Below are 17611 nucleotides of genomic sequence, written 5' to 3' on the forward strand. Positions count from 1 at the left end.
GAAACACTGCCAATTGCTCATATACTGTAATTGTAACTGATAACATCAATCCAACACTTACTAATGTATCTGGTTTTACCGAAAATTTAAGCACTGCTTGTAGCTTCGTAATTCCAAATTATACTGGTTTAACTACTGCTGCAGACAATTGTACTGCAGAGGGAAGTATCAATAAAACACAATCGCCAGCTATTGGAACCGTGATTAGCGGACATAACTCAACTCAACTCATTACCATAACTGCTAATGACGGGAATGGAAATACAAATACTACTACTTTTACAATAACGTTGAAAGATGTAACCAAGCCCATCATTACTTGTCTGGGAACTGCAACAGCAAATACTAACAGTGATGGAACGGGCAACTGCACAACCACAGTTTCTTTAGGTACCCCAATAGCGACAGACAATTGTACGACTACTGGAAACTTTACTTTTATCGCTAAAGTGGAAGGTACAACTATAAACCCTGTTACTTATTTATTTGGGAAAGGAACTAGTACAGTGGTATGGACAGCTATAGATCAAGCTGGAAATATTTCTGCTTCTTGTAATCAAACTGTTATAGTAACAGATAATGAAAATCCAATCATCACATCTTGCCCTGGAAACAAAACCGCTAATACTAGTGCTAACGGAACTGGAGATTGTACTACAACAGTAAATCTCGGTTCTCCTACAGCTACCGATAATTGCGGAACTGTCTCGATAACTGCTAAAATAGGCAGTACTATTATCGACCCTGCTACTCACCTATTCGTTATAGGTACTACCACAGTTACTTGGGTTGCAACTGATAATTCAGGATTGACTGCTACTTGTAATCAAATAGTGGAAATTATCGATAATGAAAATCCAACAATCAGCTGTCCTAGTGATCAAAATGTTTTTTTTAATACGAATTGTGGATTTACACTTTTAGATTATACAACTTTTGCTTCCACATCCGACAATTGTGATAATAATCTAACTATTACCCAAAGTCCAGCTCCAGGTACAATAATTACAGAAATAACAACTGTAACATTAACCGCTAAAGACTATTCTAACAGAACAAGTAGCTGTACTTTTAAAGTTATTCCTACAGATAATATAAAGCCAGTAGCAGTCTGTAAAAACTATACTGCTTACTTAACTGCAAATGGAACGGTAACTGTAGCGGCCTCTAACTTAAATAACGGTTCCTCTGACAACTGTGGAATTGTAAATATGACGATATCACCTAACTCATTTAATTGTGCTGATATTGGAACAAAAACAGTAACGTTTACAGTTTATGATAATGGAGGAAATAGTGATAGTTGTCAGGCAGAAATAACAATCGTTGACAACACTCCTCCTACGATGCTTTGTAAAAACTTTGTTGTGGTAGTTGATGCTATTACTAGAGTTGCCACAATAAAGGCTTCAGATGTCGATAATGGTACAAATGATGCTTGCGGAATCGCAAGCTTAAGTGTTTCTCCGAGTGAATTCCCAGAGTCAGCTAATGTTTATACTACTACAACTGTATTAACCGCCGTTGATATTCATGGGAATTCAAATACTTGTACCGCAACAATTACTGTAGAGCCACCTAAAAACCAATTCACATATTTAACAGGACAAATTATAAACCCTGTTCCAGACAATCAACAACCTCCAGCTGCACTTATTGAAGCAACAGCTTGTCCTGGAGGAATAACAGTACCTAAAGACGTTCATTTTACAATACAAGCGATAGGAAGTTATGATTTACAAGCTTCAGATATTGAAAATTGGGAATACTCCAATGACAACGGTGAAACATGGATAGTATTATCTGGTACCGCAGGATTATTAGAATATACACTAACAGGATTACTTAGTGACACTTTTGTTCGTCTTAGAATTAGAGATTCAGTTGATCCAACACTTATCAAAACATCTGCTGAAGCCTATGTACGATTTTTACCACCAGACGAACGACCTATAATTATTAGTCATACCGCTTTAGATATTTGTTTAGGCGACTCAGTAACTGTAATTGCTGAAAGCTTTTTTGACCAACCTAATGGCCAATTTGGAGAGGGTGGTGAGTTTAACTATGCGCAGCCTGACGGATGGAGAGTAAACAAAAGAGATGGTTTTTTCCCTGCTAGTGGGGATAACGGTAATGAAGAATCATGGAAAGAAACGAATTCAAATAACAACGCTACTTTTAGTGGTATTAACTATGATACTACAGACAATACCAAATTTGCTGTTGCCCATGGTGTAGGAAATACTAGTGCTCTAGGAAATTACACCTCTTTAGAAACACCCGTTTTTAGCACTATTGGTATGACAGCTAGTGAAGCTATTTTAAATTTCAAAACAAGTTATTACTTCTGTAATGGAGGATATGGTGAAATTTGGCTTTCATTTGATTCTGGTAATACTTATACGGTACAACTTTCTACAAATGAACCTTTTGATTTTGATTCTCGAGATGGCGTGACTACTACTGGAGTCAAACTAGCAAAGGGACCAGGGAATAATTGCATAGGTAGAACTGACCCAAGAATGATGCCTGCCACCGTAAGTTTAGGGGCTTATGCAGGACTTTCAGGATTACGTGTTATGTTTAAATTTACTGGTAGTACTTCAAGTTGTGGAACAGTAAGTAGTTCTAACATTCCAAACCCTGATAACGTTAACTGCGGCACTGGTAATGCTCTAGCAAGTGGATGGGCTATTGATGCCGTAGGTTTTAATTTTGCTGGAGTAGATGACGAATTAGAATGGACAGATGAAAATGGTACTGTGATAGCTAGAGGTACTACGGCAATTGTTACACCAGTCACACCTGGAGTTAGAGAATATGGTGTAACCACATTAGTTAATGGCTGTAGAACAAATAATAATGATGGTACAAATTTCATTAACATAAATACAAGTTTAGCTTATGCGGGGGAAGATTACATGCCGTTAACAAGTAATTGTGGAGACAACACTTTAAAATTAAACGCTTATGACAACAGAATAACAGCTGTTGAAAATTACGATAAAGGAGCATGGAAAAGCAATCTCTATGTCGTACCTAACATTACGATGGGAAGTATAAACTATAAAGGTACTGGTGTTACAGGAGCTTGGTCTATTATTAGTTCTAGTTCATCATCTTGTGGTAGCTCTGCTACTTTTTCTAGTACAACTGATCCAAATGCAATCTTTACTGCCGACCCAGGAAGTTATTCCTTACGATGGACCCTAATAAATGGATGTTATGATGATGTCAATGTTACTGTAATAGATTGTAAAACTGTCGATTTTGACGGAGTTAATGATTTTGTTACATTTAAAAATAATTACAACTTAAATAATGATTTCAGTATCGAAGTATGGGTTAAACCAAATTCCGTAAGTAATACAAGTACTGTTTTTTCAAGAAAAAATGCGGCTAATAATACTACAGGATATGATTTAAGTATTGTTAATGGTCAAGTAAAGTTTAATTGGTACAATGGTTCTGGTTCTGGTTCAGTAACATCCGGAGCGTATACAATCAATACTAGTAGATGGTATCATTTAGCAGTAACTTTTAATGGTTCAACCTATAAACTTTATGTAGATGGTTTAGAATTAGGATCTGTAAATGGTACAGCACCTGCTCTAACCGCAATTAATGTTGAAGCAATTTTAGGCGCAATGTACCAAGTGTCACCAAGTGTACCTACTAATTATTTTAATGGCTGGGTTGATGAATTAGAAATATGGAGTAAAGCATTATCAGTAGAGAATATTAGGCAAATGATGAATCAAGAAATTGTTGCCTTAGGACCAGATGTAGGTGGTGTTGTTATACCTACAAAAATTTATGGTGCAGATAGTGATTTAGATGGTGCAGAAGACGTTGAATTAGTATGGAATGACCTTATAGGTTATTATCGTATGAGCGTTGTTTGTGGTGATTTATCAGCTTATAAAGGGGTAAGTGGTAGACTTCGTAACATCAATTCTAGTGAACAGCAAACTGCTCCTATTCCTTATACAACTAGAGTAAATGATCAAACTTGGGACACTGATAATACTTGGACAAATTTTAATGTTTGGGATGTTCCTAATAGTCTAGGAATAAATTCGAAACCTATAGATTGGAATATCGTTGTAACAAGTCACAAAGTAATCTCTGATACTAGAGACATTACACTTCTTGGTCTAATCGTTATGTCAAATGAATTAATTATTACCAATTCAGGTGTACAAGACGAAAATAATTTTGGACATCTATTATGGCTAACAAAATATTTGAAACTAGACGGTAAAATAGACTTAATTGGAGAATCACAACTCTTACAAAAAAGACATGGATATTATGATACTCCAGGTGGTAACTTTATTACTTCTCAATTTAATGAGAGTGTTTTTGAAAATTCAAGTACTGGATATATAGAACGTGACCAACAAGGAAAACAAAACAGTTACAATTATAATTATTGGTCTTCGCCTGTAAGTAAACGAGGAGGCGCAAACAATTCCAATTATACAGTTTCTGACGTTTTAAGAGGCGGAACAGTTTCTTCAAGTCCAAAAATAATAAACTTTGGTGATGGTGCGTATTTTGCAGACGGAGATTTCATAAGTCCAATAAAAATAAGCAATAGATGGATTTGGTCTTATAAGTCGTTAACACCAGATTCTAATTCTGATTGGGATAACTATTATCAATGGCAATACAAAGCCAATACGGGACTAATAGGGGTTGCTGAAGGATTCACCATGAAGGGAACAGGAGGTGTTTATTCAGTAGAAAAATTACAAAATTATGTTTTTACTGGTAAGCCTAACTCGGGAACAATATCATTATTTTTAGCTATATACCAAACTTATTTAGTAGGTAATCCTTATCCATCTGCTTTAGATGCAAATGAATTTATAAAAGACAACATCAAAGATTGCTTTGATTGTAGAGGTAGTCAAAACTCATTTGGTGGTGCACTTTACTTCTGGGATCATTTTGGTTTATCTAATAGTCACATCCTTGCAGAATATGAAGGTGGCTACGCAACTTACACTTTAACGGGCGGTGTACCAGGAATAAACGACAGCTCATTAACATTAAATGATGGCACGAGTGGAGTAAAAACACCTGGGCGCTATATACCCGTGGGACAGGGTTTCTTTATAGATGGGGATTTAGATCTTGAAGTGAGTGGAGCTGGCGTAACAACAACAGTAGGAGGAGGAACTATTACTTTTAAGAATAGTCAGCGAATTTTCGTTAGAGAGACAGGATCGCCGGTAAACTCTATTTTTATGAAAAAAAATAGTGCAAAAAGTAGCTTATCAGAAGATCAAGGAACAGAAAATGATTTTAGATTGAAAATCAGGCTTGGTTTTGACTCAACTGTAGGTGCACACCGCCAATTATTACTTGGAGCAGACAGTAATACAACTAATAAATTTGATTTAGGTTACGATGCACAGATGTTTGACACGAATGATAATGATATGTACTGGGAGTTAGGAGATATCCAGCTTGTTATTCAATCCGTTCAAAACTTCAATGATGACCAGATAATTCCTTTTGGACTTAGTGTGGCTAATGAAGGTAAATCGATTATCAAAATAGATGCTTTAGAAAACATACCAAATACTCTCGAAATTTATTTACATGACAATGTAACTGGAATTTATCATGACATAAAAAATAATGATTATCCTATTTCGCTCCCAATTGGTGAGTATAACAATCGATTCTCATTGCAATTCGTGAATAAACTATATAATGTAGGTAAAACTGCTTTAGATGACGGAATATATGTGTATTACACCAATAATAATGAAATGTTAAACATCAAGAATAATTTTATTGATACAACAGTAGACAAAGTATACCTTTTCAATGTTTTAGGTCAAAATCTGGCAAATTGGGATATAGACGACATTAAACAAAATAACATTCAAATTCCGATTAAAAATGTAAGTACAGGAGTATATATTGTAAAACTGAAGACGACAAAAGGCGAATTAAGTTCTAAAATACTTATTCCGTAACTACTAAGTAAGGGAAACATAAATAAAAAAAACTGTCCAAAAGGACAGTTTTTTTTTGATTTTATATGAACAAAAAAAAAAGAAAAATCTTTCTTCTTTTTTATTAACATGTGATTCACCGATAGATAAAATCCTTTAATCGGAAATAGAAAAAATATCAGCATATTTAAAGCTTAAAAGCTTAATTTTAAGATATATAAGCCATTATTTTCAATATGTTAATTGAAGGACAAAGGACTTAAATATATCTGTTCCTAATCTTTATATATGTAAACTTTCAATGTTTTTGAATAACAATCGAACCGATTTCCAATTGTTCTTTGAAAATAATTACACTACAAAAAAAACACTATTTCACTTAAAAAAAGCATAGCCTTCTCCTAGCCGATTTTAAATGAAACTATCGATTGTTTGATTTTAAAATGTTGGTGCCATGAAAAAAAAATACTTACTTATAATTTTATTGCTGCTAAAATCGCTTTACAGTTTTGCACAAGATTGTGCTGAAAGAAACGTATCGGATGACATAATTTGCAGTGGGCAAATTGCGACAATTATTTTAAATGGTAGTGTCAACTCTCAAGATTACCAATTAAGAATAGGAAGTACTGTTATTGAAACTAAAACAAGTGTAGCTGACGGAGCTGATGTTATATTTAACGTCGCCCCATCATCAACCACAACTTATAATATCAAAGCAGTAGGATGTACTTTCGCATATACTGATACCTCAACTGTTACTGTAAACCCAAATATCACTCCCTCTGTAACTATTTCAGCTAACACAGGATCTAGTATTTGTGCTGGAACATCTGTGATCTTTACAGCAAGCCCCACAAATGGTGGTACAGCTCCCTCGTATCAATGGTTCGTTGGCAGCACTCCAGTTGGAACTAATAGCGCAACTTACACAACTTCTGCCTTAACTAATGGAAATCAGGTAAAAGTGGTTATGACTTCCAATGCGACTTGTCCCCTTCCTCCTACTGCAACAAGCAATATATTAACGATGACTGTGAATCCTTTGCTTATTCCATCAGTTACTATTTCAGCTACGCAAACAACATTTTGTGTTGGAACTACTGTGACTTTTAATATTAATAATTTATATAACGGAGGACTAAGCCCGTCCTATCAGTGGCGTATAAATGGAATCCTAGTTGGAACAAACAGCGCCTCTTTTACTTCAAACGCACTTTCAAACAATGATAACATTACTGTAGATGTTACTTCTTCTGCCACATGCCCCTCTCCTGCGATGGTAACTAGCAACGCTATTCAAGTAACAGTCAATCCAGATGCTGCAATCAGTTTAACATCAGGAGTCGGCAGCAATAATCAAACCTTATGCGCTAATTCGCCACTTTCGTCTATTACATTTGCTATTAGCGGTGGAGGAACCGGAGCAGTCGTGACTGGTCTACCAGCAGGTTTAACAGGCAGTTTTAGTGGAGGGATAATTACAATTAGCGGCACACCCACAGCGAGTGGCTCTTTTACATACACAGTTACAACAACCGGTACCTGTGTCCAAACAACAGCAACGGGTGTAATAACGGTCAATCCTATAGCAACAATTAGTTTGACATCAGGGTTAGGTACTAATAATCAAACCAGATGTATAAACGTTGCCATAAACAATATCACTTTTGCTATAACTGGTGGAGGAACTGGAGCAGGAGTAACAGGATTACCTGCAGGCGTAATTGGAACATTTAGTGGAGGAACCTTTACCATAAGTGGAACACCAACAGCAATTGGATCTTTTCCCTATATTGTGACAACGACAGGCAGCTGTACGCAGACTACAGCTACAGGAACAATTACGATAAATCCGGATGCAGCAATGACTTTAGCTTCGGTAGCTGGCTCAAATAATCAAACATTATGTGCCAATACTTCACTAACGAATATTAGCTATAGTATAAGTGGTGGTGGAGCCGGAGCTACAGTATCAGGCCTTCCCGCTGGAGTATCAGGAAGCTTTAGTGCAAGCACCTTCACAATTGCTGGAACTCCAACAGTTAGTGGAACTTTTCCTTATACAGTGACAACCACAGGATCTTGTGCTCAAGTAACAGCAACTGGAAGCATTAGTGTTAGTCCAGATGCAGTTATCACTTTAACTTCCGCCGCAGGCACAAATAATCAAACCAGATGCATTAATATAGCAATAAGCACTATTACATTTGCCGTAAGCGGAGTAGGAACTGGCGCAACTATAACAGGATTACCGGCAGGCTTAACAGGCGTATTTAATAGCGGTACATTTACAATAAGCGGTACACCCACAGCTAGCGGATCTTTTCCTTATACTATAACAACAACTGGAACTTGTGCCCAAAAAACAGCCACGGGAACCATTATTGTTACTCCTAATGCAGCAATTACTTTAACATCTGGAGCAGGTACAAATGACCAAACAAAATGTATTAACGTTGCGATTACCAATATCACATTTGCAGTTAGCGGTGGAGGAACTGGAGCAACCGTAACGGGCTTACCTGCGGGAGTAACAGGTAGTTTTAGTGGCGGAGTTTATACAATAAATGGCGTACCTACAGCAAGTGGCTCTTTTCCTTATACAATAACAACTACAGGTCCTTGTGGCCAGGCAACAGCAACTGGAACAATTATAGTAAGTCCAAATGCAGCAATCGCTTTAACCTCAGGAGGTGGTTCAAATAATCTAACCAGGTGCATTAATACCGCAATTAGTACGATTACATTTGCCATTAACGGTGGGGGAACTGGAGCAACCGTAACGGGATTACCAAGCGGCGTAAATGGCATTTATAGTGGCGGAACATTTACAATAAACGGAACACCCACTGCTAGTGGCTCTTTTCCTTATACAGTGACAACTACAGGTTCTTGTAATCAGACCACAGCTACCGGAACGATCACTGTCAATCCTGCTGTAGTACCCTCTGTGACTATTACATCCACATCCACATCTATTTGTTCAACCGCTGGAACAAGCGTTACATTTACAGCAACGCCAGTAAATGGTGGACCAACTCCCGTCTATCAATGGAAAAATAATGGATCAAATATAGCTGGGGCTACAAGTTCTACGTATACAACTACCTCGTTGGCAAGTGGTTCAAACATCACAGCTGCAATGACTTCAAGTGTTACTTGCGGATCATCAGCTTCAAGTAATGCTATTGTTATGAATGTATATTCTAGCGCTCCCTCAAATTGGACTGGCGGTAACCCGATAACTTTGCCAGCTTCAGTATGCCCTCCAGGAACAATTACTATTTCGGTAACTCCACTTGCAAATACGGAGTATTATGTATGGACTTTGCCCCCTGGCTTTACAATTACCTCTGGTAGCGGAACATCTACAATTACTGTGTCTATAAACACTGGAGCAGCTGTTGGAAACGGTCAAAACGTTACGGTACAAGCATTTAATCCTTGTGGTAATAATAATTCAAAAACTGATAAGATTAATGTTGGTGGTTTCAATGGAGTAACTGCTTCTCCATCTTCTGCATCAGTTTGTTCCGATGGTTCAATTTCAGTAGTTGGAACTTTAACGGGAAATGCCGCATCTGGAACTTGGTCTGCTCCAAATGGAGGTTTTTCAAATATTGTTACTTCCGGAACAAATCCAATTTTAGTAAGTGCCACATACACCCCTGCAACTAATCCACCAGTAACAACTAGTAATGTGATATTAACAATTACCACAAATACTCCCTCTGGTTCTGGATGCCCTAATGTAGCTGGAACAGCTACAATTAATCTAACCGTAAACCAAGCAGTCGCAATATCTTCTCAACCAGTAGCAACGCAAACCTTATGTTCAGGAAGTACAGCTACTTTTAGCGTTAGCGCAACAGGGTCCGGCTTAACCTACCAATGGCAAAAAGGAGGAGTCAATTTGGTGAACGGCGGTACTATTTCTGGAGCAACCTCATCATCATTATCTTTAACAAATATTACAACAGCCGATGCAGCAAACTTTAGAGTCGTAGTTAGTGGAGCTGCTCCTTGCTCGGCAGTTACTTCAAATATTTCGGCCCTTTTGGTAAACCAAATAATTGCCATTGGGACTCAACCAGCAGCAAATCAATCCGTTTGTTCGGGAACATCAGCTAGTTTGAATGTGGTAGCAACAGGAGCTGGTATAACCTATCAATGGAGAAAGGGAACTACTATTTTAACTAATGGTGGTTCAATTTCAGGTGCGACCACAGCCACTTTAACCATAAATCCAACAGTTAGCAGTGATAGCGCTTCTGATTATAATGTGGTCATTACGGGAACCGCTCCATGTAACCCATTGACTTCAAATAATGCAGCTTTGGTGGTAAACCAAGTTGTTGCAATAACTGCCCAACCGCTAACGACACAAACCTTATGTTCAGGAAGTACGGCTTCTTTTAGCGTGACCGCAACTGGAACAGCTTTAAGCTATCAATGGAAAAAAGGTGGAACGGATTTAGTCAATGGCGGCACAATTTCTGGCGCAACTTCATCAACATTAACTATAACAAATATTGCCGCTTCTGATGCTGCAAATTATTCTGTAGTGGTCAGCGGAGCTGCTCCTTGTTCCGCAGTTACTTCAAATATTTCAGCCCTTATAGTAAACCAAATAGTAGGAATTGGTACTCAACCTGCAACAACACAAACAATATGTTCAGGAACATCAGCAAGTTTTAATGTGGTAGCGACAGGAACAGGTTTATCGTATCAATGGAAAAAACGAACTACTAATTTAACTGATGGAGGGGCTATTTCAGGTGCTACCACAGCAACTTTAACGATAAATCCAACAGTTACTGGCGATGCCGCTTCTGATTATAATGTAGTCATTACAGGAACGGCTCCTTGTACCCCTTTGACTTCAAATATTGCCGCTTTGGTGGTAAACCAAGTCGTTGCAATAACTGCCCAACCACTAACAACACAAACTTTATGTTCCGGTAGTACAGCAACATTTAGCGTAAGTGCAACTGGAACAGGTTTAAATTACCAATGGAAAAAAGGCGGAACGGATTTAGTGAATGGTGGCAAAATTTCTGGTGCAACTTCATCTACTTTAACAATAACTAATGTTGCTTCGACTGATGCTGCAAGCTATACTGTAGTTGTCAGTGGAACTGCACCTTGCTCGGCAGTTACTTCAAATATATCGGCCCTTTTAGTAAACCAAATACTGGCCATTGGTACTCAACCAGCAACAGCACAAACCGTTTGTTCAGGAACATCAGCAAGTTTTAATGTACTTGCCACAGGAACAGGTTTATCGTATCAATGGAGAAAAGGAACTACTAATTTAACTGATGGAGGTACTATTTCAGGTGCTGCCACAGCTACATTAACTATAAATCTAACAGTTAGCGGTGATGCGGCTTCTGATTACAACGTGATAATTACGGGAACTGCACCATGCACACCCTTGACTTCAAATAATGCAACATTGGTCATTAATCAAGCAGTCTCAATTATAACCCAACCTCCAGCAACCCAAACTTTATGTTCAGGAGGTACAGCCACTTTAAGCGTAAATGCAACGGGTGCAGGCTTAGTATACCAATGGAGAAAAGGCAGCACTAATTTGGTAAACGGCACCAATATAGCTGGTGCGACCTCATCAACTTTAACCCTCTCGAATTTACAAACTACTGATGCCGCTAATAATTATAATGTGGTAATAACGGGAACGAGCCCTTGTACTCCGTTAACATCAAACAATTCAATATTGGTTATAAACCGTTTAGTAGCTATAAATACTCAGCCATCTAATGTAGGTGTTTGTGTTTCCAACCCTGCAACCTTTGGTATAGTAGCAAGCGGAGACGGATTAACATATCAATGGTACAAAGGAACAATAGGAAGTGGAGTAGCCGTTGTGAATTCGTCTAATATAACTGGTGCTACCGCTAATGTTTTAAATTTTGCACAAGCTGCTTTGACTGATGACGGTCCGTATTATGCAATCGTTAGCGGGATAGCACCTTGCTCAGCTATTACTTCTAACCAAGTAACCTTGAATGTTGATCAATCCATTATCATAACATCTCAGCCAATTTCAAAAACTGTTTGTGAAGACACTCCAAACGTTAGTTTCTCAGTGATTGCGAATGCTGGCGGCGATCCTTTGACTTATCAATGGAGAAAAAATAGCGTTAACATATTAGGAGCAACAGCGACTACCTTCACTATTCCAACTGCCACATTGGCGACAGCCGGCACTTATGACGTATTAATTTCAGGGCCCTCTGGATACACTTGCTCCTCGATACAATCTGCAGCAGCAATATTAACAGTCAACCCAAAACCAATCGGTTCTGCCACTGCTCAAACTATTTGTAGTGGTTCAACAACAAATGTAGTATTAAACTCAACTCTTAGCGGTACAACATTTACTTGGACTGCAGCAGTTCAAACTACTCCAACTGGTGGAACAATTACTGGATTTAGCGATAGTTCGGGAAATACAATTACGCAAAATTTAACCAATTCAGGAACCACTGCAGGAACTATTCGTTATACTGTTACTCCCACTACAAACTCTTGCATAGGAGCAGCTTTTACAGTTGATGTTACAGTTAATCCAACGCCTGTGGGTTCTGCCACTGCTCAAACGATTTGTAGTGGTTCAACAACAAACATAGCGTTAAACTCAACTGTTATAGGTACAACATTTACATGGATAGCAGCCGTACAAACTGCTCCAACAGCCGGTACAATTACCGGTTTTAGCAATGGTACTCAAAATACAATTACTCAAAGCTTAAGCAATACCGGGACAACGGCAGGAATTATTCGCTATACCGTTACTCCTACTGCAAATTCTTGTACAGGAACATCTTTTACAGTTGATGTTACCGTTAATCCTAATTCAACTATTGTATTATCATCGGTTTCAGGGTCAGACAATCCAACAAATTGTGTCAATACTATACTAAATATTAGTTACGCTATTGGAGGCGGTGGAACTAATGCTTCCATAACAGCTGGTATATTACCAGCCGGTATTACCGGTTCATACAATGTTGGTACTAGAGTTTATACAATAAGTGGAAATCCTACTAATGTAGGAACTTTTAGTTATACCGTAACAACACAAGGACTTTGTAGTAACGCTTCTTTGAGTGGAACGATTACAGTCAATCCAGATTCAACTATTAATTTGTCCTTAGGAGCAGGAACTGACAATCAAACAAAATGTATTAATACTGCCATTACTCCAATAAAATATACCATAAGTAATGGCGGAACCAATCCTACCATCTCTTGGAACCCAGGACCGGCTAGTTTTACAGGATCATATGATACTGCTGCTGGAGTTTACACCATTACCGGTTCTTCAGCTATAGCAGGTAATTATAATTATACCATAACAACAGCGGGGACTTGTATTAATAGCTCATTAAGTGGAACCATAACTGTTAATCCTAATCCAACTGGCTCTGCCAATGCGCAAACAGTTTGTAGTGGTTCAGTTACTAACGTGGCACTAAACCCAACCGTTACTGGTACAACATTTACTTGGACTGCGGTAATCCTGAACACTCCAACAGCTGGAACAATTACAGGATTTGGTAGCGGTTCAGGAGCTTCAATTGCACAGGTTTTAACCAATACTGGAACATCGGCAGGAACAATTCGTTATACAGTTACTCCTACGGCCAACTCCTGTCCAGGATCAGCTTTTACAGTTGATGTTACGGTAAACCCAAAACCAACCGGTTCTGCCATTGCGCAAACTGTTTGTAGTGGATCGTCAACAAATGTGGCTTTAAACTCAACAGTTACTGGGACAACATTTACTTGGACAGCAGCAATTCTTACTACTCCGTCAGGTGGCACAATTACCGGTTTTAGCAATGGTTCGGCAAATACAATTACTCAAATTTTAAGCAATACCGGGACAACGGCAGGAATTATTCGCTATACCGTTACTCCAACTGCAAATTCTTGCCTAGGAACAGTCTTTAGTGTTGACGTAACAATTAATGCAGCAACAGTTGGAGGAACGACCACTATTTCATCCACCACTAATCCTTCTAATGTTAACAATGGAACCACCAGATTAACTGACTGCCATTCTTCTGCGGGAGTTATTAGGTTAAATGGGAATGTCGGTGCTGTTATACGATGGGAATCCTCAACTAATGCAGGAAGTACATGGACTAATTTATTTAATGGAGGAAATTTATCCTATTCTTATACAGGAATTACAGCAACTACTATTTTCAGAGCGGTAACTCAAAACGGCTCCTGTGCAACGGCAAACTCAGGAACTTCAACATTATTTATCATACCAAATATTAAACCAACTCCAATAAGTGCAAGTCCATCTATCATCTGTGAAGGGGATACTAGCGAATTAATTTCGGATAGTAGTTTTTCAAGCAGTCAAAATTTAGCTAGTGGAGGTCTTTTTAATACGGCTAACCCTCCCGGCTGGACGGTAGATAATGGAATTTTTCCTGCAAATGGTGACAATGGAGTAAATAATGGATTTTCGGAAACAAATGGAAATGCTGGCGATGAATATGATTCAGGAGACGGAAAATTTGCAATTGTTCGCGGTAACCGAGATTCCTTCATGCGAACTCCTACCTTTGACCTTATCGGATTGGCTTCTGCCAATTTAACCTTTGACCATGCTTATAAATTAAATGACCCTGGAGCATACGCCGAAGTCAGACTTTCTTTAGACGGTGGGCTAACATTTCCTGTGAGGTTAACTAGTTTGACTGGTAATCTTGGACCTAAAAATAAGTTTACGACCCCTGCTAATAAAATAAGTTTGGATTTGAATCCTTATTTAGGATATACAAATTTAAAATTAGAATTTTTCTTCCATGGAACAGTAAATAATGCAGGTAAACAAGCATCTAATATTGGAAGCACATGGGCACTTGATAATGTTCAAATTCCTCAAGCACCGGATCCGTTACTAACTTCACAATGGAAAAATTTAAACACTAATGAAATTGTAAGCGTCACCAATTCTACTCGTGTGACTGTTAAGCCACCGGTAACAACAACTTATGAAGTAACTTCATTCCTTAATGGATGCACCAGTTATGGTGTAGATGGAACATCTTATATAACTGTAACTGTCAATAAAGGACCAACGGCTAATATAGGTCCTGACCAGACTATTTGTTACGATGGCACAGCTACTTTTTCTGTTTCTTTAACTGGGGTAGCGCCATGGACAGTAACCTACACTAATGGTACAGTACCTACCACAGTGACAGGAATAAATGCAAGCCCATACGTTTTCAGTGTTCCCAATCTTAAAGCCAATGTTACTTATACTATTACAGGCTTAAATGACAATAACTGTTCTCCTTTTCCAGGAGGGATAACCGGTTCTGCAGCCGTGAATGTTCTAACTGGTAGAGCAGGCTGGTGGACAGGACTTGTTAGTACAGACTGGTTTGATTGTAAAAACTGGGAACAAGGATTGCCTTCATTTACTATTGATGCCAACATTCCAACCATTCCAAATAATGATGGGATACCTAAAAGAATGCCTAAAATAGATCGAACATCACCTTATGCTACTTTGTATAACTTTATAGCGAGTGCGAGAGATTTGATTGTCTCTCCCTCAGCTTCGGTAACTATGGTAAGCACTAATAATTCAGAGTTACAGATTAGTCGTGACTGGAGAAATAGTGGTGTTTTCATCCCTGGAACAGGAACGGTAACCTTTAATGGAGCAACAACGAATCAAATTCAAACCATCAACAATACTATTAAAACCAACGAAACTTTCAATAATCTTACGACTAACAATACCGGTGGAGCTAAGGGAATTAGCGTGGTGGATAAATTTGAGTTAACTGTTTTAAACAATTTATCGCTACTAAGTGGAGACATCCGATTGACCGGTGAAGCCCAATTAATTCAAGGTGGAACATCAGCAAATCCTACTGGAGGAACTGGTAATATATTAATTGACCAACAAGGACAAAAAAACAGTTTCAATTATAATTACTGGTCATCTCCAGTAAGTACAAATAATACTAATTATTCTATTGGAGGTGTATTGAGAGATGGTTCGTCTATTACAAATACTTTTACTGATCTTTCAAATTTTAGTCCGGGTACGATAACCTTTGGAGACGGCGCTTATTTTGCTGATTTGTTAAACTCAGGATCAATAAAAATAAGTAACAGATGGTTATGGTCTTACAATACACAAACACTGAATTCAAATACTGATTTGCAAGACTATAATCTATGGAATTATATTGGAAGTACTGGTACTATAAAAATAGGAGAAGGTTTTACCATGAAAGGAACTGGAGGAACTGCCCCTATTACATCATTGCAAAACTATGTGTTTATTGGAAAACCTAATTCCGGAACTATTGCTTTGAGTTTACCTTTAAACCAAACCTATCTCGTAGGAAACCCTTATCCTTCTGCACTTGACGCTAATGAATTCATATTGGATAATCTGCAAGGCAGAGCAGGAAGCAACATTTTTAATGGCGCACTCTATTTCTGGGATCATTTTGGGTTAACTAATAATCATTTATTAGCCGAATACCAAGGCGGTTACGCGACTTATTCCTTGACTGGAGGAGTTCCTGCCATTGCAGACTCTCCTCTAACAGCAAATACTACTAATTCAGTAGGAAAAGTACCTGGGCGCTATATTCCCGTAGCCCAAGGGTTCTTTGTTGATGCTGAACTAGACCCTTCTATATCAGGGACAACAACTACAGTTCAAGGAACAAGTGCAGGTATCAACCTAAACTTTAAGAATAGTCAGCGACAATTCTGGAGAGAAACTTCCGGTAATTCTCAATTTATGAAAACAGTTGATTCTCAAAAATCAAGAAAACAAGAAACGGTTTCTGACAACAGATCAAAAATCAGATTGGGATTTGACTCCCCTACTGGCGCACATAGACAATTATTATTAGGGGCAGACAGCAATACCACTAATGCTTTTGATATTGGTTATGATGCTCCAATGTTTGACATGAACGATAATGACATGTATTGGGAATTAAGTAATAGTCAGTTCGTGATACAAGCGATACCAAACTTTAATGATAGTCAAATAGTCCCTTTAGGTTTAATAGTGGCTATTGAAGGAGGATCTACTATAAAAATTGACGCTTTAGAAAACATACCAGATGGGTTGTATATATATATACACGACAATTTGACCGGGCTTTATCACGATCTAAAAAATAGTAATTTTACTATTTCACTTCCTATAGGACAATACAACAAACGTTTCTCACTCCAATTTGTAAACAAAACACTTAGCGTAGACACCAATAATTTAGAAGATGGAATTCTGATTTACTATTCGAATACGAATCAGACTTTAAACATCCAAAATGATTTTATCGATACTGAAGTTTCTGCTGTAGATTTATTTAACTTATTAGGGCAAAAAATAGCACATTGGACTATCGATGAGGTAAAACAAAGCAAGATTAAAATTCCTATTACAAATGTAAGTGCGGCAGGATACATTGTTAAAGTCAAAACAACAAAAGGGGATTTGAGTAGAAAAATAATTATAAAATAGAGTCCTAAAATACTAGCGCTGAATCAATTTTGAATATTTTATTCTAATAATTAACTTATTTTTAAAAAAT

General features: G+C 37.9%; 2 protein-coding genes. Both read left to right on the forward strand.

Annotation, left to right across the window (positions count from 1 at the left end):
- Positions 1-5999, forward strand: a 5999-nt coding sequence (locus AAC069_RS14090; RefSeq protein ID WP_339921097.1) for a LamG-like jellyroll fold domain-containing protein, incomplete at its 5' end; no start/stop codon positions are given.
- Positions 6000-6432: 433 nt separating this feature from the next.
- On the forward strand, positions 6433-17541 hold the full coding sequence (locus AAC069_RS14095; protein ID WP_339921098.1) for a PKD-like domain-containing protein: 11109 nt from the start codon (positions 6433-6435) through the stop codon (positions 17539-17541).
- The last annotated feature ends 70 nt before the right edge of the window (positions 17542-17611 follow it).

This window comes from uncultured Flavobacterium sp., from assembly GCF_963974175.1.
Lineage (GTDB): Bacteria > Bacteroidota > Bacteroidia > Flavobacteriales > Flavobacteriaceae > Flavobacterium.

What these genes read in the sequence shown, in the direction of transcription:
- AAC069_RS14095 (WP_339921098.1), top strand. Translation starts at nt 6,433, where the DNA reads ATGAAAAAAAAATACTTACTTATAATTTTATTGCTGCTAAAATCGCTT.